Source organism: Roseomonas sp. CAU 1739 (genome assembly GCF_039839775.1).
Lineage (GTDB): Bacteria > Pseudomonadota > Alphaproteobacteria > Acetobacterales > Acetobacteraceae > Neoroseomonas.
The window spans coordinates 123,711-148,947 of sequence record NZ_JBDOQQ010000006.1 but is presented as its reverse complement, the minus strand read 5'-3'; the positions used below and the strand labels follow the sequence as shown (position 1 = coordinate 148,947).

General features: G+C 70.5%; 22 protein-coding genes. 17 read left to right on the top strand and 5 right to left on the bottom strand.

All coding sequences use genetic code 11. The features are described from left to right. The 8 genes from murB (at position 1) to recN (ending at position 9,580) form a co-directional block, all read left to right on the top strand. Entirely contained in the window at positions 1 to 957 is a 957-nt protein-coding gene (murB, locus tag AAFN86_RS12300; protein WP_347543619.1) for a UDP-N-acetylmuramate dehydrogenase, read from the top strand. Next, positions 954 to 1,880: a D-alanine--D-alanine ligase gene (locus AAFN86_RS12295; RefSeq protein ID WP_347543618.1), complete on the top strand. Its 927-nt coding sequence runs from the start codon at positions 954 to 956 to the stop codon at positions 1,878 to 1,880. The genes murB and AAFN86_RS12295 overlap by 4 nt, the downstream gene beginning before the upstream one ends. Continuing rightward, positions 1,870 to 2,775: a cell division protein FtsQ/DivIB gene (locus AAFN86_RS12290; RefSeq protein ID WP_347543617.1), complete on the top strand. Its 906-nt coding sequence runs from the start codon at positions 1,870 to 1,872 to the stop codon at positions 2,773 to 2,775. The genes AAFN86_RS12295 and AAFN86_RS12290 overlap by 11 nt, the downstream gene beginning before the upstream one ends. Next, a complete protein-coding gene (gene ftsA, locus AAFN86_RS12285; RefSeq protein ID WP_347543616.1) occupies positions 2,772 to 4,067 on the top strand; it encodes a cell division protein FtsA in 1,296 nt (431 codons plus the stop codon). Before AAFN86_RS12290 ends, ftsA begins: the two co-directional genes overlap by 4 nt. Before the next feature lie 58 nt (positions 4,068 to 4,125). Next, positions 4,126 to 5,688: a cell division protein FtsZ gene (gene ftsZ / locus AAFN86_RS12280; RefSeq protein ID WP_347543614.1), complete on the top strand. Its 1,563-nt coding sequence runs from the start codon at positions 4,126 to 4,128 to the stop codon at positions 5,686 to 5,688. Positions 5,689 to 6,008: 320 nt separating this feature from the next. Beyond that, positions 6,009 to 6,956, top strand: a complete 948-nt coding sequence (gene lpxC / locus AAFN86_RS12275) for a UDP-3-O-acyl-N-acetylglucosamine deacetylase (protein ID WP_347543613.1) — start codon at positions 6,009 to 6,011, stop codon at positions 6,954 to 6,956. 67 nt (positions 6,957 to 7,023) lie between these two features. Further along, positions 7,024 to 7,884 (top strand): outer membrane protein assembly factor BamD, encoded by an 861-nt coding sequence (locus tag AAFN86_RS12270; RefSeq protein WP_347543612.1) that lies wholly within the window; start codon positions 7,024 to 7,026, stop codon positions 7,882 to 7,884. Positions 7,885 to 7,903: 19 nt separating this feature from the next. Continuing rightward, a complete protein-coding gene (gene recN, locus AAFN86_RS12265) occupies positions 7,904 to 9,580 on the top strand; it encodes a DNA repair protein RecN (RefSeq protein WP_347543611.1) in 1,677 nt (558 codons plus the stop codon). A 250-nt stretch (positions 9,581 to 9,830) separates the two neighbouring features. Here the strand turns inward: recN and AAFN86_RS12260 are convergent, their stop codons facing one another. Next, positions 9,831 to 10,814: a tripartite tricarboxylate transporter substrate binding protein gene (locus AAFN86_RS12260; RefSeq protein ID WP_347543610.1), complete on the bottom strand. Its 984-nt coding sequence runs from the start codon at positions 10,812 to 10,814 to the stop codon at positions 9,831 to 9,833. 72 nt (positions 10,815 to 10,886) lie between these two features. On the opposite strand from AAFN86_RS12260, the gene AAFN86_RS12255 reads away from it, so the two are divergent. The 5 genes from AAFN86_RS12255 to AAFN86_RS12235 all read left to right on the top strand — a co-directional run bounded on the left by AAFN86_RS12255 (position 10,887) and on the right by AAFN86_RS12235 (position 16,181). Further along, positions 10,887 to 12,155, top strand: coding sequence for a CoA transferase (locus tag AAFN86_RS12255; protein WP_347543609.1), 1,269 nt, complete (start codon positions 10,887 to 10,889; stop codon positions 12,153 to 12,155). A 34-nt stretch (positions 12,156 to 12,189) separates the two neighbouring features. After that, positions 12,190 to 12,657 carry a GNAT family N-acetyltransferase gene (locus AAFN86_RS12250; protein WP_347543608.1) on the top strand — a complete coding sequence of 156 codons (468 nt, stop codon included), beginning with the start codon at positions 12,190 to 12,192 and terminating at the stop codon, positions 12,655 to 12,657. 112 nt (positions 12,658 to 12,769) lie between these two features. Further along, complete coding sequence (gene ligA, locus AAFN86_RS12245; RefSeq protein WP_347543607.1) at positions 12,770 to 14,899, top strand: NAD-dependent DNA ligase LigA; 2,130 nt, start codon at positions 12,770 to 12,772, stop codon at positions 14,897 to 14,899. A 125-nt stretch (positions 14,900 to 15,024) separates the two neighbouring features. Then, a complete protein-coding gene (locus AAFN86_RS12240; RefSeq protein ID WP_347543606.1) occupies positions 15,025 to 15,462 on the top strand; it encodes an organic hydroperoxide resistance protein in 438 nt (145 codons plus the stop codon). A gap of 80 nt (positions 15,463 to 15,542) precedes the next feature. Continuing rightward, positions 15,543 to 16,181 (top strand): LysE family translocator, encoded by a 639-nt coding sequence (locus AAFN86_RS12235; protein WP_347543605.1) that lies wholly within the window; start codon positions 15,543 to 15,545, stop codon positions 16,179 to 16,181. Between the two features lie 10 nt (positions 16,182 to 16,191). Here the strand turns inward: AAFN86_RS12235 and AAFN86_RS12230 are convergent, their stop codons facing one another. Together AAFN86_RS12230 and AAFN86_RS12225 are read right to left on the bottom strand one after the other, a co-directional pair. After that, entirely contained in the window at positions 16,192 to 16,953 is a 762-nt protein-coding gene (locus AAFN86_RS12230; protein ID WP_347543604.1) for a hypothetical protein, read from the bottom strand. Positions 16,954 to 17,110: 157 nt separating this feature from the next. Continuing rightward, complete coding sequence (locus tag AAFN86_RS12225) at positions 17,111 to 18,916, bottom strand: aminopeptidase P family protein (protein ID WP_347543742.1); 1,806 nt, start codon at positions 18,914 to 18,916, stop codon at positions 17,111 to 17,113. A 132-nt stretch (positions 18,917 to 19,048) separates the two neighbouring features. On the opposite strand from AAFN86_RS12225, the gene AAFN86_RS12220 reads away from it, so the two are divergent. From AAFN86_RS12220 to AAFN86_RS12205, 4 genes are all read left to right on the top strand, one after another. Further along, positions 19,049 to 19,390, top strand: a complete 342-nt coding sequence (locus AAFN86_RS12220; protein WP_347543603.1) for a DUF1127 domain-containing protein — start codon at positions 19,049 to 19,051, stop codon at positions 19,388 to 19,390. A 153-nt stretch (positions 19,391 to 19,543) separates the two neighbouring features. Further along, positions 19,544 to 20,737, top strand: a complete 1,194-nt coding sequence (locus tag AAFN86_RS12215) for an MFS transporter (protein ID WP_347543602.1) — start codon at positions 19,544 to 19,546, stop codon at positions 20,735 to 20,737. A gap of 97 nt (positions 20,738 to 20,834) precedes the next feature. Then, on the top strand, positions 20,835 to 21,773 hold the full coding sequence (locus tag AAFN86_RS12210) for an LCCL domain-containing protein (RefSeq protein ID WP_347543601.1): 939 nt from the start codon (positions 20,835 to 20,837) through the stop codon (positions 21,771 to 21,773). A 94-nt stretch (positions 21,774 to 21,867) separates the two neighbouring features. Then, the gene (locus AAFN86_RS12205; protein WP_347543600.1) at positions 21,868 to 22,977 is read left to right on the top strand and encodes an LLM class flavin-dependent oxidoreductase; all 1,110 of its coding nucleotides are present in this window, start codon (positions 21,868 to 21,870) and stop codon (positions 22,975 to 22,977) included. 246 nt (positions 22,978 to 23,223) lie between these two features. Here the strand turns inward: AAFN86_RS12205 and AAFN86_RS12200 are convergent, their stop codons facing one another. After that, positions 23,224 to 24,204 (bottom strand): tripartite tricarboxylate transporter substrate binding protein, encoded by a 981-nt coding sequence (locus AAFN86_RS12200; protein ID WP_347543599.1) that lies wholly within the window; start codon positions 24,202 to 24,204, stop codon positions 23,224 to 23,226. 13 nt (positions 24,205 to 24,217) lie between these two features. Beyond that, positions 24,218 to 25,210 (bottom strand): uroporphyrinogen decarboxylase family protein, encoded by a 993-nt coding sequence (locus tag AAFN86_RS12195; protein ID WP_347543598.1) that lies wholly within the window; start codon positions 25,208 to 25,210, stop codon positions 24,218 to 24,220. Between the last annotated feature and the right edge of the window lie 27 nt (positions 25,211 to 25,237).

Below are 25,237 nucleotides of genomic sequence, written 5' to 3'. Positions count from 1 at the left end.
ATGCAGGCCCACGCCACGCTGCCCCCGCTGCGCGGCCGCGTGCAGCAGGACGCGCCGCTGGGCGCGGCGACCTGGTTCCGCGTCGGCGGGCCGGCCGATGTGCTGGTGCGCCCGGCGGATGCGAACGACCTGATGCTGCTGCTGCGCGACCTGCCGGACGATGTGCCGCTGACCGTGCTGGGCGCGGCGTCGAACATGATCATCCGCGATGGCGGCGTGGCCGGCGTCGTGGTGCGCCTCGCGCGCGGTTTTGGCGACATCGCGGTGGAAGCCGACGGCATCGTCGCGGGTGCGGCGGCGCTCGATGTCACGGTGGCGGAAACGGCGGCCGCGCACGCGCTGGGTGGGCTGGAATTCCTCGTCGGCATTCCGGGGACGATCGGCGGCGCAGTGGCGATGAATGCCGGCGCCTACGGGGCCGAGGTCAAGGACGTGCTGGACTGGGCGGAGGTCGCCACGCCGACCGGGCTGCTGCGCATGACCGCCGCCGATCTGCACTTCGCCTATCGCCACGCAGCCCTTCCCGCGCGGGCCGTCGTCACCCGCGCGCGCTTCCGTGCGATGCCCGGCGACGCGACTGTCATCTCGGCGCGGCTGAACGACATCCGCACCGCGCGCGAAGCCACCCAGCCCGTGCGTGCCCGCACCGGCGGATCGACCTTCAAGAACCCGCCGGGTGCTGCGAAGGCCTGGGAACTGATCGACGAAGCCGGCTGCCGCGGCCTGGCGCTTGGCGCCGCGCAGGTCAGCGAGAAGCACTGCAACTTCCTGCTGAACCTCGGCGGTGCCACCGCCGCCGAGATCGAAGCCCTGGGCGAGGAGGTCCGCACCCGCGTGCGCGCCGCCACGGGCATCGATCTCGAATGGGAAATCAAGCGCATCGGGCGGCCCGCGCCTGCCGATCCGATCCAGCACTCCGGGCCCGGCGGCCCTCCGTCCATCGGATCGATGCCATGACGCAGACGGTCGCGGTCCTCTATGGCGGCAGGTCGGCGGAACGCGAGGTCTCGCTCTCCTCCGGCCGCGAATGCATCGTCGCCCTGCGCGAGGCCGGTTTCGACGTCATCCCGATCGAGGTGACCGACGACCTGCCCGCCGTCATCCACGCGCTGACGCATCCGCGCCCCGATGCCGTGTTCAACGCATTGCATGGCCGCTATGGCGAGGATGGCTGCATCCAGGGCGTGCTGGACTGGCTCGGCATTCCCTACACGCATTCCGGGCTGCGCGCCTCAGCGCTGGCGATGGACAAGGCCGCCGCCAAGGCGGTGTTCCGCGCCGCCGGCCTGCCGATCGTGGACCATCGCCTGGTCACGCGCGACGAACTGGAAGCCGCCGACCCGCTGCCGCTGCCCTATGTGGTGAAGCCGGTCAACGAAGGCTCCTCGGTCGGCGTGCACATCATGCTCGAAGGCAGCAACCGCCGCGCCGAGATCGCCCGCAACTGGCGCTTCGGCGAACACGCCATGGCGGAAACCTATGTCCCGGGCCGTGAACTGACGGTCGGCGTGATGGGCGACCGCGCACTGGCGGTGACCGACATCATCGCCGATGCGGGCGCCTTCTACGACTACGATTCAAAATATGCCGAGGGCGGGTCGCGCCATGTCGTGCCGGCGCAGATGCCGGCGGAGGACTACGCCCGCGCGCTCGACATCGCGCTGCGGGCGCACCAGGCGCTGGGCTGCCGCGGCGCCTCGCGTGCCGACCTGCGCTACGACGAAACCGCCCAGGGCACGCGGCGGCTCGTGCTGCTGGAGGTCAATACGCAGCCGGGCCTGACGCCGACCTCGCTGCTGCCCGAACAGGCCGCGCATTGTGGCATCCCCTTCCCCGCCCTTTGCGCCTGGATGGTGAAGGAGGCACGGCATGGCGCGTGACCCGGCCCGCGCCGCGGCGCGCGAAAGGCTCTCCCGCAGTTCCGTGCCGCACAAGGACCCGGCGCGGCCGTCGCGGCTGCGCATCTGGGTCAAGCGCCGGCGTTCGCTGCTGCGCCCCGCACTCTACGGCGCATTCGGCATCGGCGCGCTGGCGCTGGTGGTGGTGGCGGTGCGTGCGGTCGATCCGGCGGGACGCGTGCGCTCCATCGCGGAATCCTTCAGCGGCATCGGCGAGGGCCTCGGCCTCGACGTGCAGCAGGTGATCCTGGAAGGCCGCCGCAACACGCCCACCGACATGATCCGCGCCGCGCTTGGCGTGGCGCGCGGCGACCCGATGCTGGAATTCTCGCCCGAAGCCGCACGCGCGCGCATCGAGACCATCGCCTGGGTGCAGACCGCCCATGTCGAACGCCGCCTGCCCGGCACCATCCTGGTGCGCATCGAGGAACGCCGCCCCTTCGCCATCTGGCAGAATGGCGGCCGCTTCGTGATCATCGACCGGGAGGGGCGCGTCGTCGCCTCCGATGGCCTCGACCAGTTCGGCCCGCTGCCTCTGCTGGTCGGCACGGGTGCGGACACCATGGGTGCCGCCCTGCACGACATGCTGAAGGCGCAGCCCGAGGTCGCCGAGCGCGTCCAGGCCATGGTCCGCATCCATGAACGCCGCTGGAACCTGCGGCTGCACAACGGCACCGACGTGCTGCTGCCCGAAGGCGCGGAGGCAGCCGCGATCCAGCGGCTGGCCGAGTTGCAGCGGGAGGCACGGCTGCTCGACCGCCCGCTCGCGGCGATCGACCTGCGCCTGCCGGACCGGCTGGTGTTGCGGCCGACGCGGCAGGCGGAACCCGCCGAACAGCCCAACCAGCAACAGGCGAGCAGGGCACGTCGCGGATGAACCAGATGACCCGCCTGCCCGCCCCCGTCGAACCCGGCCAGCCGCCGCGCCGCCGTCGCCATGCGCGCAGCGGCACCTTCGGCGTCATCGACATCGGCTCGACCAAGGCGGTCTGCCTGATCGCGCGCATCGAATCCGACGGATCCCCGCGCGTGCTCGGCTTCGGCTGGCAGCGCGGGCGCGGCGTGAAGGGCGGGTCGATCGTCGATCTCGAGGAAGCCGAGCGCGCCATCCGCGCCGCCGTGGGCCAGGCGGAGGAGATGGCGGACACCCGCATCCCCGGCGCGATCGTCAATCTTTCGTGCGGCCAGCCCGATAGTCGTCAGTTGAACATCCAATGGGGCATCGGCGGGCGCGCGGTCACCGAGAACGACCTGCGCGCCATCCTGCATGAGGGCCGTCGCCGCACATCCGAGGAAGGCCGCGAGACGGTGCACGCCATCCCGCTCGGCTTCACCGTGGATGCGACGCCGGGCGTCGATGATCCGCGCAGCATGATCTGCGACACGCTGGGCGCGCGGCTGCATATGGTCGCGGCGTCCCAGGCCTCGCTGCGCAACCTCGGCGCCTGCCTGATGCGGTGCGACCTGGAAGTCGAGGAACTGGTCTCCGCGCCCTTCGCCGCCGGCCTCGCCACGCTGGTCGAGGATGAGAAGCAGCTCGGTGCGACGGTGATCGACATGGGCGGCGGCGCGACCTCCCTCGCCGTGTTCAGCGAAGGCCACCTGGTCCACACGGCGCAGATCGCGGTGGGCGGCGGCCAGGTGACCAACGACCTCGCCACCGTGCTGTCCACGCCGGTCGCGCATGCCGAACGCATCAAGACGCTGCATGGCAGCGTGCATGGCGGTGCGGATGACGACCGCGAATACCTGCCGGTGCCGTTGCTCGGCGAGGATGAGCACGCCATCGCGCGCATCCCGCGCGCCATGGTGGTCGGCATCATCAAGCCGCGCCTGGAAGAAACCTTCGAGATGCTGCGCGAGAAGATCGACGCCGCCGGCCTCGGCAAGGAAGGCGGGTCGCGCGTCGTGCTGACCGGCGGCGGCAGCCAGCTGGTCGGCGTGCGTGAACTCGCCGCGCGCGTGCTGGACCGCCAGGTGCGCGTCGGCCGACCGCTGCCGGTGCGCGGCCTGGCCGAAGCCGCCTCGGGGCCTGCCTTCGCGACCGCCATCGGATTGCTGCTGTGGGGGGCCGGCGAAGGCCGCCCCGTGCTTGATATCGCGCCAGGCCCTGCACGGGCCGGCAGCGGTTTCCGTCGCTTCGTCAACTGGATCAAGGACCGCGTGTGAATCGAGGCCTCGCCACGAATCGACGCGATCCCGTAGAGCTTCAACAGGAGGCCCGCCCATGACCCTGAATCTGACCGTGCCGACGAGCACGCATACGGACTTCAGCCCGCGTATCACGGTCGTCGGTGTCGGCGGCGGTGGTACCAACGCGGTCAACAACATGATCGCGATGGGGCTCGACGGCGTCGAGTTCCTCGTCGCCAACACCGACAGCCAGTCGCTGTTCCATTCGCGCGCCGAACGGCGCGTGCAGCTCGGCCCGCATCTCACGCAGGGTCTTGGCGCCGGTGCCAAGCCCGAGATCGGCCGCGCCGCCGCGGAAGAAGCGATGGAAGAACTCGCACGCCACATCGAAGGCGTGCACATGATCTTCATCACCGCCGGCATGGGCGGCGGCACGGGCACGGGTGCCGCGCCGGTGATCGCGCGCATGGCGCGCGAGCGCGGCATCCTGACCGTCGGTGTGGTGACCAAGCCGTTCGACTTCGAAGGGCCGAAGCGGAAGAAGTCCGCGGATTCCGGCATCGAGGAACTGCAGTCCTTCGTCGATACGCTGATCGTCATCCCGAACCAGAACCTGTTCAGGCTGGCCAATGAACGCACCACCTTCCAGGAAGCGTTCAAGATGGCCGACAACGTCCTGTACATGGGCGTGCGCGGTGTGACGGACCTGATGGTCAATCCGGGCATGGTCAATCTCGACTTCGCCGATATCCGCACCGTGATGGCGGAGATGGGCAAGGCGATGATGGGCACCGGCGAGGCCGAAGGCGAGGAACGCGCCCGCAAGGCCGCCGAGGCCGCCATCAACAACCCGCTTCTCGAGGACATCTCGATGAAGGGGGCGAAGGGCGTGCTGATCAACATCACCGGCGGCCTCGACATGACGCTGTTCGAAGTTGACGCCGCCGCGAACCGCATCCGCGACGAGGTGGATGAGGACGCCAACATCATATTCGGCACCTCGGTCGATGAGGACATGAACGGGCGCGTGCGCGTGTCGGTCGTGGCCACCGGCATCGACCTGGTGGTGAAGGAAGAAGCGGTCCGGCCGAAGCTCGTCGCCATGGGCGGCGGCGCGCCGGTCTCGGCGGTCGCGACGCAGCCCGTGGCCTCTGCTATGGCGCCGCGCGCGGCCGCCACCCCGTCATCCTTCGTGCGCCGCGCGCCGGAGGTGGCCCCGGTCGCCACCATGGCGACGATGCGGCCGGCGGTGGTCGAAGCCACGCCTGAGCCGCTGCACTACGACACCCAGCCGGCCGAGGCGCCCGCCCCGGTGGCGATGGATCCGGCCCCGGTGATGATGACCCCGGCGCCGATGCACGCCGACCCCGTGCCGGCGATGCGCCCAGCCTTGGTCGACGCGCCGCGCAACGCGGGCGCCGGCTTCCGCGGCCTGTTCCAGAAGGCGACAGGCCTGGGCAGCATGATGCGCCGGACCCTGCCCGAGGCGCAGGCGCCGATGCAGCAGCACCACGCCGCGCAGACGGTGCGGATGGAACCTTCGGTCGGTGGGCCGATGCATGCGGCCCCGGCGCCGGCCCGTACGGCACCGCGCCCGGTGCAGCAGGATGAGATGGGCCTGGAAATCCCGACCTTCCTGCGTCGCCAGAGCAACTGAGGCACCCCAGCCGGGGCCATGCCGGCCCCATTGGATGGTGGAGCGTACCAGACGCCCCGGAGGCCCAGCGGCCTTCGGGGCGTGTCGCTTTGTGCCGCACCTGACCGGTCCGTGTTGCAGGCGCCCCAATTCTGCCCCATTCCGCGACGCACCAATCACGCAATTTCAACAGGTTACGTCGTAATACGGAGAAACAAGGCTTGAATGGCATCCCGCACTGCACAGTGCTTCTGTAATCCTGGGTGTTAACCCCTTCCGTGCCTTGGCCCCGATCGGGCCGTGCAGCGCGGGTTGGATCACCCAGGAAAGGCGACGGGTCTATGGACGGTTTCATCACGGTCGAGACGGGGCGGCGCAGGACGCTGAAGGCACCCATCGGGTGCGTCGGCGTCGGCCTGCATTCCGGTCACCGTGCCACCGTGACCCTGCGCCCGGCCTCGGCCGGCACCGGCATCGTATTCCGCCGCATCGACCTTGGCGGCATCGAGATTCCAGCCCTGTTCGACCGCGTCGGCGATACCCGCCTGTGCACCGCGCTCGGTGACGGCGCGGCGCGCGTCTCGACCATCGAGCATGTCATGGCGGCGCTGGCCGGCTGTGGCATCGACGACGCCATCGTCGATGTAGACGGCCCCGAAGTGCCGATCATGGACGGGTCGGCCGCGCCCTTCGTCTTCCTCATCGACTGCGCCGGCATCGCCACCACCGCCGCGCCGCGCGCGACGATCGAGGTGCTGAGCCCGATCCGGGTCGAGGATGCGAGCGGTGCCTTCGCCGAGCTGCTGCCCGCCCGCGAGGCCGCCTTCGACGCCGAGCTCGAGATCGACTTCCCCAACACCGCCATCGGCCGCCAGGCGGTCACGATGCGCATCACCGAGCGCAGCTTCCGCGACGGGCTGGCCGATGCCCGCACCTTCACCCTGGCCGAGGACATCGCGCGGCTGCGCGCTGCCGGCCTGGCCCAGGGCGGCAGCCTCGACAATGCCGTGGTCGTGGATGGCCCGCTGGTGCTTAACCCAGGCGGGCTGCGCCGCAGCGATGAATTCGTGCGGCACAAGATGCTCGACGTGGTGGGCGACCTGGCGCTGGCCGGTGCCCCGCTGCGCGCCCGCTTCCGCGGCAGCCGGTCCGGCCATGCGCTGAACAACCGCCTGCTGCGCGCGTTGTTCGCCGATGCCTCCGCCTGGCGCTTCGCCGGCCTGCCCGTGTTTGCCGAGGGCGTCTCGGCCTCCCCGATGCGGGCGGCCGCCGCCCCGGCCATCGCCTGATCCGCCTCGCCGACCGGGGCGGCTTGGCGCCTTCACCCATCAGCATGATATAGAGCGGCGCGATATCATGGCTGCCGAGATGTTCCGTCGATTCCTGCCCATCTTCCTCGTTGCGGTCCTGGCCGGCTGCGGATCCTCGAGTTTCCGTCAGGGAACCGGGGCTGACCCGTCGCTCGCGCCGAATACGGCGCCCGCCGACGCCGCCGACCAGTCGCCGGAGGCGCTCTACGCCGCCGGCATGCAGGAATTGCGCAACAACCGCTATCAGCGCGCCGTCGACCTGTTCGACGCGGTGGAACGCGAACACCCGTATTCCACCTGGGCGACCAACGCCAAGCTGATGGCCGCCTACACAGAATACCACCGCAATCGTTACACCGAGGCGATCGGCGCGCTCGACCGCTTCATCCAGTTGCATCCGGCGCATCGCGACATCGCCTATGCCTATTACCTGCGGGCGCTGGCGCAGTACGAACAGATCAACGATTCCGAACGCGACCAGCAGCAGACCATCACCGCCATGACGTCGTTGCAGGAGGTGGTGAACCGCTTCCCCGACACCGCCTATGCCCGCGATGCCCGGCTCAAGATCGACCTCGGCCGCGACCATCTGGCGGGGCGCGAGATGCATGTCGGCCGCTGGTACCAGCGCCAGGGCCTGTCCACCGCCGCCATCGGCCGCTTCCGCCGCGTGGTCGACGAATACCAGACCACCAACCACGTCCCCGAGGCGCTGCACCGCCTGACTGAGATCTACATCTCGCTTGGCCTGACCGATGAAGCGCGCCGCACCGCCTCGGTGCTCGGCCACAACTATCCGGGCAGCCCCTGGTACCAGGATTCCTACGCGCTGCTGGTCGAAGGCGCACCGGCGGCCGCGCAGGATCGCCCGGGCTTCTTCACCCGCACGCTCAACTGGCTGTTTTAGCGTAGGGCACGGCGCAACCGTGCTCTCCAGCCTCGCCATCCGCGATGTGGTGCTGATCGAGCGCCTGGACCTTGCCTTCGGCCCGGGCCTGACGACCCTCACCGGCGAAACCGGCGCGGGCAAGTCGATCCTGCTCGACAGCCTTGGCCTCGCGCTTGGCCAGCGCGCCGAATCCGGCATGGTCCGCGCCGGCCAGCCCCAGGCCTCGGTCGCCGCAGCCTTCCACCCCCCCACCGGCCACCCGGCCTTCGACCTGCTGCGCGAGCAAGGCATCGAACCCGAGGACGATCTGGTGCTGCGCCGCGTCGTGCAGGCCGATGGACGGTCGCGCGCCTTCGTCAACGACCAGCCGGTCGGCGTCGCCTTGCTGCGCCGCCTCGGCGCGCTGCTGGTCGAAGTGCAGGGCCAGCACGACCAGGTCGGCCTTGCCGACCCGGCCTCCCATGGCGGCCTGCTCGACGCCTTCGGCGCGCTGGAACCCCGCCGCGGAGCCGCCGCCGAGGCCTGGTCCGCCTGGCGCACCGCGACGAAGCGCCTGGCCGAGGCCCGCGCCGCCATCGCCGCCGCCCAGCGTGAGGAGGAATGGCTCCGCCACGCGGTCGCCGAGCTCAAGGACCTGGCCGCGGAGGAAGGGGAGGAGGACCGCCTCGCCACCGAACGCCAGCGCCTCCAGCAGGGCGAACGCCGTGCCGAGGCCATCGCCACGGCCATCGGCGAACTCACCCCGCGCGACCGCCGCGCCGCTTCCCCCGCCCGCGCCTTGCGCGAGGCCGCCCGCGCGCTCGAGCGCCTGCCACCGCCCAACGAGGATGCGCAGCCGGCGCTCGTCGCACTCGCCGCCGCACAGGACGCCCTCGCCGAGGCCGAATCCGCTCTGTCCCGCCTTTTGCAGGAGGGTGGCCCCGACCCCCGCCGCCTGGAGGTCGTCGAGGAGCGCCTGTTCGCCCTGCGCGCGGCCGCCCGCAAGCATTCCGTCCCGGTGGTGGAATTGCCCGCGCTGGCCGCCGACCTGCGCGCCCGCCTAGAAGCCCTCGATGCCGGATCCGGCCGCGTTGCTGCGCTGGAACGCGACGAGGCCGCCGCTCGCCGCGCCTACCTCGCGGCCGGCGCCGCGCTCACCGAAGCCCGCCGCGAGGCCGCCACCCGGCTGGAGAAGGCCGTCGCCAAGGAACTCCCGCCCCTGAAGCTCGACCGCGCGCGGCTGGCCATCGACATTGCCGCCCGTGAGGAAAGCGCCTGGGGTGCGGACGGGCAGGACCGCGTCGCCTTCCTGGTCTCCACCAACCCGGGCCAGACGCCGGGCCAATTGGCGAAGATCGCGTCGGGCGGCGAACTGTCCCGCCTCATGCTCGCGCTGAAGGTGGTGCTCGCCCGTGGATCGCCCGTGCCCACACTGGTCTTCGACGAAGTGGATTCCGGCATTGGCGGCGCCACCGCGGCCGCTGTCGGCGAACGTCTCGCCCGCGTGGCGGAACGGCTGCAGGTGCTGGTCGTCACGCACTCGCCGCAGGTCGCCGCCCGTGGTGCGGCGCATCTGCGCGTCGCCAAGCAGGTGAAGGGCGGGCGGGCGGAAACCCGTGTCGAAACCCTGCCGGAAAGCGAAAGGCGCGAAGAACTGGCGCGGATGCTCGCCGGCGAACGCGTCACCGATGCAGCACGCGCGGCGGCGGAAAGCCTGCTCGCGGATGGGCGATGACAGGAGGAATGGAGGCGTTCCCACCCCCGCTCCCGTCCCATGCGCGTGATCCCGGGTTTCGATGGTGCAGTCTTTTCGCCGGCATGGAGGGACGCCCTATGGGCCAGGTTCTCCACGGGTGTGCCCGCACGACAGAGGCGATCCGCCGTTGAGCATGCAGCGTTCGCATGCGCTCACGCCACATGCTTCAGCCTATTGCTTTGAGAGCATCTTCACGCGTCCAGATGATTCCATCTGAACGCGATCCGCTCTAATCCACCGTGATCCCTGCCGAACGCACCAGCGCGGCGTGACGCTCGATCTCGCTGGCCAGGAAGCGTTGCAGATTCTCCGGCGGACCGCCCGCCGCGCCGTCATCGATCTCCAACCCGCGTTGCAGCAGCCAGTCGCGCCCCGGGCTGTCCAGCACCTCGTTCACCGCCGCGTTCAGCGCGGTGATGATCGGCCGCGGCGTCCCCTTGGGCGCCAGCCAGGCGAACCAGGTGCCCATCACCACGCTCGGATATCCCAGTTCCGCAGTGGTCGGCACGTCGGGCAGGACGGCGGCGCGCTTCTCGGACAGCACGGCCAGGACACGGATCTCGCCGGACTGGCTCAGCGGCACGGTGCCCGGCGCGCCGAGGAACATGGCGTTGAGCCGCCCCGCGATCACATCCGTCGTCGCCGCCGCCGGCGAGGTGTAGGGCACATGCGTCAACTGCGTGCCCGTCGCCGCGGCGAGCATGGCGCCGGCCAGATGCATGGAACTGCCGCTGCCGGTGGACCCGTAGCTGACCGTCCCGGGATTGGCCCGTGCCAGCGCGATGAATTCCGCAAGCGTCGTAACCGGTGAGTTCTTCCCCACCACGATCGCGTTCGGAATGGAGCCGAAGCGCACGATCGGTTCGAAGTCCCGCTGCGAGTTGAAGGTCAGGTCACGATAAAGCGCGAGATTCGTCGCCAGCGGCCCGGCCCAGCTGAACAACAGCGTATGCCCGTCGGCCGGTGCGCGCGCCGCCGCCGTCATGCCGACATTGCCCGCGGCGCCGGGTCGGTTCTCGATGACGAAGGGCTGGCCGAAGCGCTTGCTGAACTCCTGGCCGCCGAAGCGCGCCAGCGGATCGGAGGAGCCGCCGCCGGCCGCCGGCACGATGATCCGCACCGCCTGCCGTGGCCAGGCCGGCTGCGCCGATGCCCGCCCCGCCACCAACCCGGCCGCCGCACCGTGCAGCAACGCGCGCCTGTTCAGTCGCATGCCCATGGATCCGCCTTCTCCCCGCCGGTCCGGGCCGGCTCGTTTGACCCAGTTTTCGAGGATGTGCTTCCTTTGTCCACCAGCATGAACAGCCCATCTCCCCCAACCCCGGAGGACGGCATCGCGCAGCCCGCCGCCGGTCCGCTCGCCGGCATCCGCGTCCTTGACCTCACCACCACGCTGATGGGCCCCTATGCGACCCAGACGCTCGCCGACATGGGCGCGGCGGTGGTGAAGGTGGAGCCGCCGGAAGGCGACATCGTCCGCCACATCGGGCCGTCGCGGCATGCGGGCATGGGGCCGATCTTCCTCAACACCAATCGCGGCAAGCAGAGCCTCGTGCTCGATCTCAAGAAGCCGGAGGGGCGGGACGCCGCGCTGCGCCTCGCCGCGCAATCCGACGTGCTGGTCTACAGCCTGCGGCCCCACACGATGGACAAGCTCGGCCTCGGCTACGACGCCGTGGCGCGGGTCAATCCGCGCATCATCTATGCCGGTGTCTACGGCTTTGGGCAGGACGGTCCCTATGCCGCGCTGCCCGCCTATGACGATCTCATGCAGGGTGCGACCGGCGTTGCCGCGCTGAATGCGCGCATCGGCGACGGCACGCCGCGCTACGTGCCGCTGGGCCTGGTGGACCGCATCGTCGGGCTCGCCGCGTCGGGCGCGATCTCCGCAGCGCTGCTGCACCGGGAAAGGACCGGCCAGGGACAGCGGGTGGACGTGCCGATGTTCGAGACCATGCTGCCCTTCGTGCTGGGCGACCATCTCGGTGGGCTGACCTTCGATCCGCCGATCGATGCCGGGGGCTATGCGCGCATGCTGTCGCCGGGGCGGCGGCCCTATCGCACGCGCGACGGGTGGATCTGCGCCATGGTCTATACGGACAAGCACTGGCGCAGCTTCTGCGCCGGGCTCGGCATGCCGGATCTTGTCGCGACCGACCCGCGCTTCGCCAACCATGGCGCGCGCATCGCGCATATCGACGAAATCCTCGACATGATCGCCGGAACCATGGCGAAACGCAGCACGGCGGAATGGATGGCCTTCTTCCAGGAGGCCGACATCCCGGCCATGCCGGTCAATGAACTGGCGGCGCTGTTCGACGACCCGCATCTGCGCGCCACGGGCTTCTTCGAGGTGGAGGATCATCCGAGTGAGGGCCGGCTGAACCGCCCCGCCATCGGGCCCCGCTGGTCGGCGAGCGCGACCGGCGAGCGGCTGCCCGCACCGCGCCTCGGCGCCGATGGCGCCACGGTGCTGCAGGCCGCGGGCTTCACCGAGGAGGAGATCGCGCGGCTCGCCGCTAGCGGCGCGACGCGGCTGCCGCAAGCTCGATGATGGCCGGAAGCGGCAATCGCCGGCGGGCAGCGCCGTGACGGTGCGCAGGGCGGCGGGCAGCGATGCAGCCGCGCTGGAACGGCTGATCGCAGCCATGAACAGCGACCAGGGCGACCCGATCACCCCGACCGACCTGCGGCGCGACCTGATCGACAAAGACCGCGCCATCGTCCTGGTCGCCGAAGCGCCCGGTCATGGCCTGATCGGCTACGTCACGGCGCATCACACCTACGAGACAGGGCACGCCGAACACGGGCTTTATGTCGGCGATCTCTACGTCGTGCCGGCCCATCGCAGGCAGGGTGTCGCCCGCGCCCTGCTCGCAGCCCTCGCGCGGCAGGGGCATGCACGGGGCGCGCGCCATCTCTGGCTGACGGCGAAGCCCGGCAACATCGCCGCCCACGCCTTCTATCGCCGCCTCGGCAGCCGTGGCGAACCGGTCGTCGCCTTCGCCGTCGTCGAACAGGACTTCCTCAACCTCGCCGCCGAACAGCCGCGATGACACCAGCCATCCGGGGCGACGCCGCCGCCGTGGCGGTCTACATCGTCCCCGGCGCCGCCTCGGGCATCCCGCCCGGAGCGGCCGCCGCCACCTTCGCCGCCGAGGCCTGGACATGACCACGCTGCGCAGCCGCGACATCGAATCCCTCACCGAAGTCGAGGCCGCCGCCGAACTCGCCGCGCTTGCCGCCGAGATCGCCCATCACGACGCGCTGTATCACGGCCAAGACGCCCCCGAGATCAGCGACGCCGACTACGACGCGCTGGTGCGCCGCAACCGCGCGATCGAAACGCGCTTCGCCGGGCTGATCCGCAGCGACAGCCCATCCCGCCGCGTCGGTGCCGCCACCGCCGAGGGCTTCGCCAAGTCGCGCCATGGCGAGCCGATGCTGTCGCTGAACAACGTCTTCTCGGACACCGAGTTCAGCGAGTTCTGCGCCTCCATCCGCCGCTTCCTCGGCCTGGCGCCGGAGGAACCGCTGCGCTTCGTCGGCGAGCCCAAGATCGACGGGCTGTCGATCAACCTGCTGTATGAGGACGGCGTCTTCGTCAAAGGTGCGACGCGCGGCGACGGTACCGAGGGCGAGGACGTCACGCCGAACCTTCTCACCATCGCCTCGCTGCCGAAGCGCCTGCACGCCCCCTTCCCCGCCCGCATCGAGATCCGCGGCGAGGTCTTCATGGACAAGGCGGAATTCCTCGCCTTCCGCGCCACCCAGGAACAGGCCCTGGCCGACCGGGAAGCGCGCCGCGCGCGCGGCGAGAAGCTGGGCGACGCGATCGTCGTGCCGGCCAACCCCCGCAACGCTGCTGCGGGATCGGTGCGGCAGCTCGACCCGCGCATCACCGCGTCGCGCCCGCTCAAGCTCTTCGCCTACGCCATGGGCGCGGCAAGCGAGCCACCGGCCGACAGCCATCACGACTTCCTCAAGCGCCTGGAACATTGGGGCTTCGTGGTGAATCCACTCTCGACGATGCTCGATGGCGAGGCGGCGGCAGCGGCATTCCAGCGCGGCATGGGCGACCAGCGCGCCGTCCTCGCATACGATATCGACGGCGTGGTGTACAAGCTTGACCGGCTCGACTGGCAGCGCCGCCTCGGCTTCGTCGGCCGTGCGCCGCGCTGGGCGACGGCGTGGAAATTCCCCGCCGAGCAGGCGACGACGGTGTTGCAGGACATCGAGATCCAGGTCGGCCGCACCGGCGCGCTGACGCCGCGCGCGGTGATGCAGCCGGTGACGGTGGGCGGCGTCGTCGTCCGCCATGCGACGCTGCACAATGAGGACGAGATCGCGCGCAAGGATGTGCGCATCGGCGACACCGTCATCCTGCAGCGCGCCGGCGACGTGATCCCGCAGATCCTCGGTGTGGTGCTGGAAAGGCGCCCGGCCGATTCCGTGCCCTTCGCCTTCCCGACCACCTGCCCGGTCTGCGGCAGCCACGCGATCCGCGACGGGGAGGACGTGGTGCGCCGTTGCACCGGCGGCCTCATCTGCGCGGCGCAGACGGTGGAACGGCTCAAGCATTTCGCCTCGCGCCGCGCGATGGATATCGAGGGGCTGGGCGAGGAGAACATCCAGCTCCTGTTCGACCGCGGACTGGTGAAGAGCCCCGCCGACATCTTCCGCCTGCGCGATCACCGCGACGCCCTGCTCGCCCTGGAAGGCTGGGGGGATCGCAAGGTGGCCAAGCTGCTCGACGCCATCGAGGCGCGGCGCAACGTGGCACTGGAACGCTTCATCTTCGCGCTCGGTATCCGCCGCATCGGGGAACAGAACGCCAAGCTGCTGGCGCGCCACTACCACACGCTGGCGGAGTGGCGCGAAAGGATGATCGCCGCCCATGTCATCGGATCGGAGGCGCGCGAGGAACTCGGTTCGATCCAGGGCATCGGCCCCGCCATCGCCGAGGAGCTGGTGGAATTCTTCGCCGAACCCCGCGCGGTGGCGGCGCTGGACGACCTGGTCGCGCAGGCCCCGCCGCTGCCCGCCGAATCCGCCGCCGCATCCGACAGCCCCTTTGCCGGCAAGACACTCGTCTTCACCGGCACGCTCGAGACGATGACGCGCGACGAGGCGGAGGCGCAGGCCGAGCGCCTCGGTGCCAAGGTCACGAAGTCGGTGTCGAAGAAGACCGACTTTGTCGTGGTCGGCGCCGATGCCGGATCCAAGGCGACCAAGGCCGCCGAACTGGGCCTGCGCATCCTGACCGAAGCGGAGTACCGCGCCATGTCGGGCATGTAGCCCGGCAGCCACGCCAGAAGACCGCGGGCCAGGGTCCATTGCGGGGTGGGCAATGCCCCGCCCGGCTTGCCGATGCCGTTTCACGGCCCACCTCATGGGGGCCAGCACATCGGAGAACGGCATCCATGGACAAGATCGACCCGAAATTCACCGCCATCGCCACCGCCAAGGGCGGCCGCAACGGCCATACCGCTTCGGATGACGGCATGGTGTCGGTGGACCTGTCGGTGCCGAAGGCGATGGGCGGCCCCGGCAAGCCCAACACGGCGACGCCGGAACACCTCTTCGCCGCCGGCTATGCCGCCTGCTTCGGTGGTGCGCTCGACTTCATCGGCCGGCAGCACAAGGTGAATGCGGCGGATGCGACGATCACCGCCGCCGTCTCGATCGGCCCGCGCGAGGGTGGTGGCTTCGGCCTGGCCGTCACGCTGAAGGTCGAGGATCCGTCCATTCCCCAGGCGACGCTCGAAGCCCTGGCGAAGGAGGCGCATGAGAAGATCTGCCCGTATTCCCATGCCACGCGCGGCAATGTGGATGTGACGCTGGCCGTCCACGGGGCGTAGCAGCCCATCAACCAGCCTGATGCACCCCATCAGGACAATGCGTTGGACGAATGAGGCATGGGTGGTTCATCACGCCACCCATGCCCGTCGATCCCAGCCTGCTCTCCGGTTACCTCCTGGCCTGCCTGGTGCTCGTGCTGACGCCGGGGCCGGACATGGCCTTCGTGCTCGGCCAGACGCTGTCGGGCGGCGCGCGGCGCGGCTGGGCGGCAACGCTGGGCGTCTTCACCGGCGCCTCCGTCCATATCCTCGCGGCCGCGGCCGGCGTCGCAGCGCTGGTTGCCGCCAATCCGGTGCTGTTCACCGCGCTGCGGGTGATCGGCGCGCTCTACCTGCTCTACCTTGGCTTCCATGCCATCCGCGCGGCGCTGCGCGGACAGGGCGGGCTGGGTGACGGCGGCGCACCGACCGCGTCCCTGTCCGCTGCCTGGCGTCAGGGCTTCCTGACCAATCTCCTGAATCCCAAGGTGGGGCTGTTCTTCCTCGCCTTCGTGCCGCTGTTCGTGGATCCGGCGCGCAGCGCGCCCTGGGTGCAGATGCTGATCCTCGGCCCGCTGCTGCCGCTGATCTCCGTTCCCTTCTTCGCCGTGCTGATCGCCGGCGCGGCGCGCATCGCGGACCGGTTGCGCGCATCATCCGCCGGGCGCTGGCTCGATGGCGCGGCGGGGACGCTGTTCCTCGGCCTCGGGTTCCGGCTGCTGGCAGGGTCGCCGCGGTAGCGGCAGCCGGTCAGAGCACCGACAGCGCCTCCAGCCCCGCCCGCATCACCGCCACCGGATCGCGCCCCGGCCCACGACTGACACTCGCGATATGGCTGCCAGGCAGCACCACATGGCGTGCTCCAGGGATCAGCGCGCTGTCTACCGGCACCAGCCCGTCATTCGGGCCATAGCCGCGCTTCTCCATCCATTGCGACGCAGCGAGGTGCAGGCGTTCGCGCCCGCGCGCCTCGCCATCCTCCAGCGCCGTCGCCAGGCAGGCAACCGGCAGAGCGGCAACAAGTCGCTGGATGGGTGCCTCCGCCGCGGCCATCCAACTTCGCCGCGCCTGGGTCGTCAGGTCCCGCACGCCTTCCTCCGACCCGATCCCCAACAGCCGCGCCAGACCACCGGCGGCAGCCTCCAGCGGCTTGGCGCCGACCACCACATCGGCGACCGGGCTGCCATAGAAGGGCGACTGCATCGCCAGGAAGCCGACGCAGCGCGCCTGCGCCGCCGGATCCAACAGGGCCGCCAGCGCCTCCAGCCCGCCCTTGCTGTGGGCGATCACCAGCGCCGGCGCCGGATCGGCCAGGATCTCCGCCCGCAGCCGCGCGGCATTGGCGGAAACCGATTCCGCCGTGCGCAGCTTGACCACCGAGGCGACCGCCCCCTGGCCGCGCAGCCATTCCGCCAAGGGCTGCATGTATTCCAACCCGAAAGGGTGGAACGCCGCAGCAACATCGCCGAGCAGGCCATAGACGAGCAGGACACGCTGGCCGGCGAGGGTCATCGCGTCATGCCGGCGGGCCGGGAGCGCATGGCGCGCAAGCCACGCCGCCGCATGGCGGCGCCGGTAATTGAGGCGTGACAAAAGGTCGGGGGAGAGAACTCCCCCGATCCCCCTCCTTTTTCTGATTCCCTGGCGCCGATGATGCCGGGCGGCGCCATCACAGCGGGGCGCAGGCGGCGCGCAGCCAGGTCGCCGTCGGCGCATCCACCTGCGGCGCGACTTCGGCCAGCACGCGGGCGTGGTAGGCGTTCAGCCAGCCCCGCTCGGCCTCCGTCAGCAGCTCGGGGTCGATCAGCGCGCGGTCAAAGGGGGCCAGCGTCAACGTCTCGAACGCCAGGAAGGGACGATTGGCCAGCGGCAATTCGGCCGGCACCACCAGCACCAGGTTCTCCAGCCGGATGCCGTATTCGCCCGCGGCGTAGAAGCCCGGCTCATCCGACAGGATCATCCCCTCCCGCAACGGCACCACCTTGGCCGCCCGGCTGAAGGCGACCGGGCCCTCATGCACTGACAGGAAGGACCCGACGCCATGCCCGGTGCCATGGTCGAAATCGAGCCCCGCATCCCACAACGGCCGCCGCGCCAGCGCATCCAGATGCGGCCCCGCCACGCCGGCCGGGAAGCGCGCCGTCGCCAGCGCGACATGGCCCTTCAGCACCCGCGTCACCCGGTCCTTGATGACAGCCGGCGCGGACCCCGGTCCCGTCCACAGCGTGCGCGTGATGTCCGTCGTGCCATCGAGGAACTGCCCGCCGGAATCGATCAGATAGACTTCGTCCGGCGCGATTCGGCGGTCGGTCTCGGGCGTCACGCGGTAATGCACGATGGCGCCATGCTCGCCCGCGCCGGAGATGGCGGGGAAGGATTCCCCCCGGAACAGAGCGACCTCGCGCCGGAAGGCCAGCAATTGTGCTGCGGCCGACATCTCGGTCAGCCCGCCCTTCGGCGCCTCGGCCGCGAACCAGCACAGGAAGCGCGCCATCGCCGCCGCGTCGCGCCGATGCGCAGCGCGTGCGCCGTCGCGCTCGGTCGCGTTCTTGCAGGCGCGCGGCAGGCGGCAGGGGTCCTCGCCGGGGCTGAGTTCGGCACCCGCCTCGCGCAGCCAATGGCTGAACCAGGCAGGAGTGGCCTCGCCGTCGATACGCACGCGCTTGCCGCGCAGGGCATCGAGCGCGCGGGGCAGTTCCTCGCGCGGGCGCACCACCACCTGGTTGCCCAGATGCACGCGGGTATCGGCGCCGACCTTCTCCGGGGCCATGAACAGCTCGACCCGCGCATCGGCATGCAGCAGCGCGACACCCAGCGCGAGCGGCGTATGCGCCAGGTCCCCGCCGCGAATATTGAGCAGCCAGGCCGCCGAATGCGGATCGGCGAGCACCGCCGCCGCCTCGCCGGCCTCACGCAGCGCGGCGGCGGCGTCGGCGCGCTTGTCGGTGGAGGATTTGCCGGCATGGGCCAGCGGATGCGGCACCGCCTGCGCCATCGGCGGGGCCGGGCGATCCGTCCAGGCGGCGTCCAGCGGATTGGCGGCCAGCGGCACCAGATGCACGCCGGGCACCGTCAGCCGTTCGATCGCCGGCACCGATTGCAGCCAGGGATCGTAGCCGATGGCGAGGTCTTGGGCATGCGCCTTCAGCCAAGCGCTCGCCGGTTCATCGGTGATGTGCCGGCACTCCCACAGCGCCGGGTCGGTCTGCTCGCGCACCTGCAGCGTGTAGCGCCCATCGGTGAAGACGGCGGCGCGATCCGGCAGCACGATCGCCATGCCGGCCGACCCGGTAAATCCGGTCAGCCATGCCAGGCGATCGCCCGATGGCGGCACGTATTCGCCCAGATATTCATCGGAGCGAGGGATGATGAAGCCCTGCACCCCGGCCTCGGCGAGGCGGGCGCGAAGGGCGGCAAGGCGTTCGGTCGGTGACAGGGCTGTGATCCTTGTTACGCCAAAATTGCTCGCATCCACAGGAAGCACCGCGTTCTATGCATGGCTCATTCGTGGCCTTGGCGCATCACCTGTGGCGTCGATGCATCTAGATTGCGTTTGCGAAAGGTTGGCGCCCGGAACGAGGCGCCACCCAGACGAAGGACACTTATCATGGACGACCGTTTCACCAAGGCCGAGGCCGCCCTGCTGCTGCCGGAAGCCGCCGCCGCCTCCCGCCGCGAGACCGATGCCGAGGCAATCCGCCTGGCCGCCGTTGCGGCGCGTGACGAAGCCGTGGCCTCCTGGATTCTCGGCGGGCTGCGCAGCGCGGTCCACTTGGTCGCTTCCCTGCCGCAGCGCGTCGCCACCTACAACGCGCTGCGCGCCCTGTCGGATCGCGAACTGCGCGACATCGGCATGAACCGCTTCGACATCGGCCGCGTCTTCGAGCCGAGCTTCAATCCGCGCCCGGCCAATGATGCCGGCCGGCAGACCACCCCCCGGGCTGCCTGACGCGCGGCGGGGCCGCGGCATTCGCCCCCTCCGCCGCGGCCCCACCCCTTCCGCTTCGGCGCGACCGGCGCCGATTCAAGAGGCAGCGTCCTGCGGGGCTGCCATGCCGCAGCGTCGGTTGCGGCAGCGCAATGCAGCGGCTGACATGTGACCATGCCCGCAGCCGCCTGGATCATCGTCCTTTCCGCCGCCGCTTCGGTCTCGCTGTCGCTCGGCGCGCGCCAAACCTTCGGGCTGTTCCTGCTGCCGCTCGGCGTCGAGCACGGCATCAGCGCGACGGTGCTCGGCGCCTCGGTTGCCATCCACAATCTGATCTGGGGTATCGGCCAGCCCTTCGCGGGCGCGCTGGCCGACCGCATCGGCACCGGGCGCGTGGCGCTCTCGGGTGCGGCGATCTACGCGGTCGGGCTGTTGCTGCCGGCGATCTATCCTTCCGCCGCCACCCTCATCATCGGCATCGGCATCCTGACCGGCCTCGGGACCGCGGCGGCGGGGGCGGGCACCGTGCTGGGCGCCGTTGCCCGCGCCGTGCCGGAACATCGGCGCGGCGATGCGCTGGGGCTCGCTTCGGCCGGCGGGTCGGTCGGCCAGGCGGCGATGGTGCCCTTCGCGCAATGGGGCATCGAGACCGGCGGCACGTCCTTCGCCTTCACCCTGCTGGCCTCGACCATGCTGCTCGCGCTGGTGATCTGTCCAAGGCTGGAATGGAAGGCGCCGATCCGCGTCGGCAACGCCATGCCGGTGGGCATCGCCGGGCTGCCGAACCTCGCGCGCCGCGCGCTGGCCGATCGCGACTTCGCCCTGCTGACGCTGGGCTTCTTCGCCTGCGGCTTCCAGCTGGCCTTCCTGACCGTCCACCTGCCGGCGCATCTGGCGCTGTGCGGCCTGCCGACCGGGTTGGGCGTCACCGCGCTGATGTTGATCGGGCTGTTCAACATTCCCGGGTCGTGGCTGTGCGGGCGCATCGGCAACGTCATCCGGCCGGAGGTCGCGCTCGGCGCCATCTACCTGCTGCGCACCATCTGCATCGCGATCTTCGCGTCCATCGTGCCGAGCGAATGGGGCACCATGATCTTCGCCGCGGTGATGGGCTTCATCTGGCTCGGCACCGTGCCGCTGACCTCGGCGGCCATCGCGCGGCGCTTCGGCGTCGCCGATCTCGGCGCGCTGTATGGCGTGTGCTTCCTGTCGCACCAGGTGGGCGGGTTCCTCGGCGCCGGGGCGGGGGCGATCGTGGTCGATGCCACCGGCTCCTATGCCGCCTTCTGGCCGGTAATGCTGGTGGTGGGGATCGTGGCGATCGCCAGCAATTGGGCGACGCGCGCACCCCGGATGGCACCGGCGTGACGCACCGCACATGAATGCATCGTCATCGACCAATTGAAATTGAAGGCCCGTCCGCCATCGCCGTAGCCTGCCGCGATCAGAACCCCGGGAGCAGACGGTGACGCGGATTTTCCTCATGCTCGGCCTGTTGGCCATTGGCACCGCGCCGGCCTTCGCGCAGCCTGCCTGCCCCATCGATTTCCAGAGTCAATCCGCCTCGATGACCTGCCGCTGCGCCCCCGACGCCGCCGTTGCGGGCATGGTCTGGGGCAGCGGCCCCTACACCACCGACAGCCGGGTCTGCCGCGCCGCCCTTCACGCCGGCGCCATCCCGGCCTCCGGCGGCGTTGTCCTCGTCGCACCGGCCGCGGGGCTGCAAGGCTATGACGGCAGCACGGCGAACGGCGTCACCACCTCCGACTATGGGGCCTGGCCGGGATCCTTCACCGTCGCCGCCCCGGGCGCGGTGGCATCCGCCTGCCCGGCCGACTTCCAGAACCAGGCGGCACCGATCACCTGCGCCTGCATGGCCGATGCCGCCTTGTCCGGCACGGTCTGGGGCAGCGGCACCTACACCAATGACAGCCGGGTCTGCCGCGCCGCGATCCATGCCGGGGCCATCCCGGTGACCGGCGGCACCGTAACCGTCACGCCCGCGCCCGGCCAGCAGGCCTACCAGGGCAGCACCGCGAACGGCATCGCCACCGAGGATTACGGGCCCTGGGCCGGGTCCTTCACCGTGGCCGCGGCCAGTGCGGCGCCCGTCGCGGCCGCCGCCTGCCCGGCCGACTTCCAGAACCGCTCCACGCCGCTGTCCTGCACTTGCACCGCCGATGCCGCGATGGCTGGCGTGGTCTGGGGCAGCGGCACCTACACCACCGACAGCCGCATCTGCCGCGCGGCGGTGCATGCCGGCGTCATCCCGGTCACCGGCGGCACGGTGAACCTGCAGCCCGCACCCGGCCTGCAGGCCTATGCCGGCAGCGCCGCCAACGGCGTCACGACGTCGAGCTACGGCCCCTGGAGCGCATCTTTCATCTTCCAGTCGCCGAAGTGACCGGCGCGGCAATGCCGGGCGGCGACGCGCCGCGCATTCCCAGCCAAGCCAACACCCCATAGCATCGGGCGGTTCCAGGGAAGGGATCCGTCCGATGCAACTCGGCCTGTTCATGATGCCGCTGCACCCACCGCACCGGCCGCTGCACGAGACCCTGGCGGAGAATACCGAGAAATCCCTGCTCGCCGACCGGCTCGGCTTCAACGAGTTGTGGGTGGGCGAGCATTTCTCCGCCAGTTCCGAACCCATCGCCTCGCCCCTGATGTTCATGGCCGGACTGATCCACCGCACCCGGCTGACCTTCGGCACGGGCGTCGTGAACCTGCCCAACCACCACCCCGCCATCGTCGCGGCCGAGATCGCGCAGTTCGACCACATGTCCGGCGGGCGGCTGATGTTCGGAATCGGGCCTGGCGGCCTGCCCTCCGATTCCGAGATGTTCGGCGACCTGCCGCCGGCCGAGCGCGGCAAGCGCATGATCGAGGCCGCCGCGACCATCCAGGCGATCTGGGCGCAGGACCCGCCCTATGACATTCCAGGCGCGACCTGGCCGATCCGGCTGTCACGCACCGTCTCCGCCGACTATGGCATCGGATACATGCCCAAGCCTTTCCAGAAGGGCGGGCCGTCCATCCATGTCTCCGCCCGCAGCGCCGAGAGCCAGGGGGTGGCCGTCGCGGCCGCGCGCGGCTGGGGCGTGATCAGCGCGAATTTCGTCGCGCATCGCGTGATCGCCGGGCATTGGCGCAGCATGGCCGCCGGCATGGCGAAGGCCGGGCATCCAGTCGATGGCGGCCGCTGGCGGGCCGCGCGCAACTTCGTCATCGCCGGCACGGATGCCGAGGCACGGGCCCGCGCCACCGCGCCCGAAGGGGCGACGCGCTACTATTTCGACTACCTCGGCTCCATCGCGAAGCGGTCAGGCTTCGGCGCCACCATGACGCCGCGGGAGGAGATGGACCCGATGACTGCCACCACCGAGGACATGATCGAAGCCTGCGTCATCGCCGGCAGCCCGGCGGCCGTGCTCGACCGGCTGGTGGCGCTTCGCGAGGAGGTCGGCCCCTTCGGCCACCTGCTGATGGCCGGGCTCGACTGGTCCGGCGTGAACGCGGCCTGGGAAGCGGAGACGATGCAGCTTCTGGCGCAGGAGGTGATGCCGAAGCTGCGCCAGCATGTGATGGCGACCGCCAAGGCCGCCTGACGGAAGGCCGACTGTCTGCAAGCGGCCGCTGCGCGCCCGCCGCGACCGCGCCGTCGGGCGTTCGCCGCATACCAACGGCACGGGTCATGGACTCGTGCCGAGGCCGCGAAGGCGGCCCGCCGGTCGTCCGGCGAAGGCCAAGCAAACCGGAGGTTTGCGCGTCACGCCATGGGCGCGCCTTCGGCACGACGCGTCCGAGGGCGGGCCAAAGCCGATACCCACGGTCGAAGAATTCGGCATTTGGTATCAGTCCACGCTGGCGCCGGACAGGCGCACCAGTTCGACCAGGCGCGTCGTCTCGCTGCCGACGAAGCGTGCGAAATCCGTCCGGTCACCCACGCTGGAGGTACTGCCGAGGCCGCGCAACCGCTCGGTCAGGAAGCCCTGGCTGCTGACCTTCAGGAAGGCGTCGGACAGGCGGCCCAGGATGGCCGGCGGCGTTGCCGCGGGCGCGAAGGCGCCCCCCCAGACCAGCAGGTCCACCGGCACGCCGGCCTCGGCCATGGTCGGCACATCCGGCATTTGCGGCGAACGCGCCGCCGCCGTCACGCCGAGCGCCCGGGCCTGGCCATCGCGCACCAGCGGCAGGGCGGTGGACATGTTGTCGAAGATCAGCTGGATGCGGCCGGCAATCAGGTCCTGCTGCGCCGGCGCCGCGCCGCGATAGGGCACGTGCGTCAGCTCGATCCCCGCCGCCTGCGCGAACAGCACGGTCGACAGATGCATCCCCGAGCCGCTGCCCGCCGAGCCGTAGTTCAGGGCACCCGGCTCGCGCCTGGCCATGGCGACCAGTTCCGCGACGTCGCGCGCCGGGAAATCCGGCCGCACGAGCAGGATGCTGGGCACGCTGTACAGCAGCGCCACCGGCGCCAGGTCCTTCACGAAGTCGAAGGTCAGGTTGCGATAGAGGCCGACATTGATGGCGTTCACCACCGACCCCATCAGGATCGTGTAGCCATCGGGCGCCGCCTTGGCGACGAAATCCGCCCCGATGCTGCCGGCCGCGCCCGCGCGGTTCTCCACCACCACGGGCTGGCCCAATTCCCGCGACAGCGGCTCGGCGTACAGCCGCGCCATCACGTCGATATTGCCGCCCGGCGCGAAGGGCACCACCCAGCGGATGGGCCGCGAGGGCCAGCCGCCCTGCGCCAGGGCCGGGCGTGCGAGCGCCACGCCGGCAAGGCCGAGGCCCAGCCGCCGGCGCCCCATCGGGATATCTGCGGTCATGCTGACCTCCTTGTCATGAACGCGACGCATCGCGCAGAGCCTGCAGGTTCTCATGAGGGGTCGCCGCCGTCAGGATGGAACAGCCCGGACCAAGGACGAAACGGCGGCCATCGGCCTGGCGGATCGCATCTTCCGCCTTCATGCGCACCTCGGCCGGCCTGCCATGGGCGAGCGTGTAGGGATCGACGCCGCCGGCGACCGCCGCATGGCCAGGCAGGCGCTTGAGCGCCGTGCCGGGGGACGGATTGCCCTTGGTCTGGGATTCCCAGTGGAACCCGGCCACCGGATAGTCGGACAACGCATCGAGGTAGATGCCGTCCTCGCAGAGATGCAGCAGGTTGCACGGCAGCGACTTCGCCGCCTCGATCATCGCGAGGTCGAAGGGGCGGGCGAGGCGCCGGTAGTGCGGCTCGGTCAGCCGATGCGCATTGGCCCATTTGGTCGAGAAGTAGATCCCGTCCACGCCGCGCTTCACCACCGCCTCAATGAACGGGACGAAGGTCTCGGTGAAGACGCCGAGGGCGGAGGCGACCGCCTCCTCATCCGCATGGATGTGCTCGGCCAGCATCGCGCCGTTCTTGTCGGAAAGCTTGTAGGCGATGTCGAGCGGCAGGAAGACCGTCATGATCACCGGCACCGCATCGCCAAGCGCGCGCTTGACCAGGTCAATGGCCTGCAGCTGCTCAGCCAGCGCCGGCGTGCTCAACGGCAGCGGCCGGAGCTTGCGCCAGTCCTGCGGCGTAGCGATCGGCGAATGCAGCGTCTCATGCACCGTGTCGGCGCGCGTCGAGGGTCGGTGGCGGAAGCCGAAGCCCTCGGCATGGTAGCTGGCGCGCGCATGCAGCTTGCAGAAGTCCCAGTCGTAGCGCTGCTGGAACTCCACCATCACATCGGCGAAGGCCTCCGCGCTCATCTCGCGCAGGTACCAATGGCCCCAGGCACTGACCGGAACCCGGTCGGGATTGCCGCCACGCAGGGCGGCGTGCAGCCGGTCATGGCGATTCATCGCGTGCAAGTCCTGCGCATGGGGATG

Excerpts from the sequence above, each read along its gene's own strand:
- AAFN86_RS12295 (WP_347543618.1), top strand. The coding sequence starts at position 954 with ATGACGCAGACGGTCGCGGTCCTCTATGGCGGCAGGTCGGCGGAACGC.
- AAFN86_RS12235 (WP_347543605.1), top strand. The coding sequence starts at position 15,543 with ATGCCCGTCGATCCCAGCCTGCTCTCCGGTTACCTCCTGGCCTGCCTG.
- murB (WP_347543619.1), top strand. The coding sequence starts at position 1 with ATGCAGGCCCACGCCACGCTGCCCCCGCTGCGCGGCCGCGTGCAGCAG.
- AAFN86_RS12200 (WP_347543599.1), bottom strand. The coding sequence starts at position 24,204 with ATGACCGCAGATATCCCGATGGGGCGCCGGCGGCTGGGCCTCGGCCTT.
- AAFN86_RS12270 (WP_347543612.1), top strand. The coding sequence starts at position 7,024 with ATGGCTGCCGAGATGTTCCGTCGATTCCTGCCCATCTTCCTCGTTGCG.
- AAFN86_RS12220 (WP_347543603.1), top strand. The coding sequence starts at position 19,049 with ATGGACGACCGTTTCACCAAGGCCGAGGCCGCCCTGCTGCTGCCGGAA.
- ftsZ (WP_347543614.1), top strand. The coding sequence starts at position 4,126 with ATGACCCTGAATCTGACCGTGCCGACGAGCACGCATACGGACTTCAGC.
- AAFN86_RS12260 (WP_347543610.1), bottom strand. The coding sequence starts at position 10,814 with ATGCGACTGAACAGGCGCGCGTTGCTGCACGGTGCGGCGGCCGGGTTG.
- AAFN86_RS12230 (WP_347543604.1), bottom strand. The coding sequence starts at position 16,953 with ATGACCCTCGCCGGCCAGCGTGTCCTGCTCGTCTATGGCCTGCTCGGC.
- AAFN86_RS12195 (WP_347543598.1), bottom strand. The coding sequence starts at position 25,210 with ATGAATCGCCATGACCGGCTGCACGCCGCCCTGCGTGGCGGCAATCCC.
- lpxC (WP_347543613.1), top strand. The coding sequence starts at position 6,009 with ATGGACGGTTTCATCACGGTCGAGACGGGGCGGCGCAGGACGCTGAAG.
- ligA (WP_347543607.1), top strand. The coding sequence starts at position 12,770 with ATGACCACGCTGCGCAGCCGCGACATCGAATCCCTCACCGAAGTCGAG.
- AAFN86_RS12290 (WP_347543617.1), top strand. The coding sequence starts at position 1,870 with ATGGCGCGTGACCCGGCCCGCGCCGCGGCGCGCGAAAGGCTCTCCCGC.
- AAFN86_RS12240 (WP_347543606.1), top strand. The coding sequence starts at position 15,025 with ATGGACAAGATCGACCCGAAATTCACCGCCATCGCCACCGCCAAGGGC.
- ftsA (WP_347543616.1), top strand. The coding sequence starts at position 2,772 with ATGAACCAGATGACCCGCCTGCCCGCCCCCGTCGAACCCGGCCAGCCG.
- AAFN86_RS12215 (WP_347543602.1), top strand. The coding sequence starts at position 19,544 with ATGCCCGCAGCCGCCTGGATCATCGTCCTTTCCGCCGCCGCTTCGGTC.
- AAFN86_RS12205 (WP_347543600.1), top strand. The coding sequence starts at position 21,868 with ATGCAACTCGGCCTGTTCATGATGCCGCTGCACCCACCGCACCGGCCG.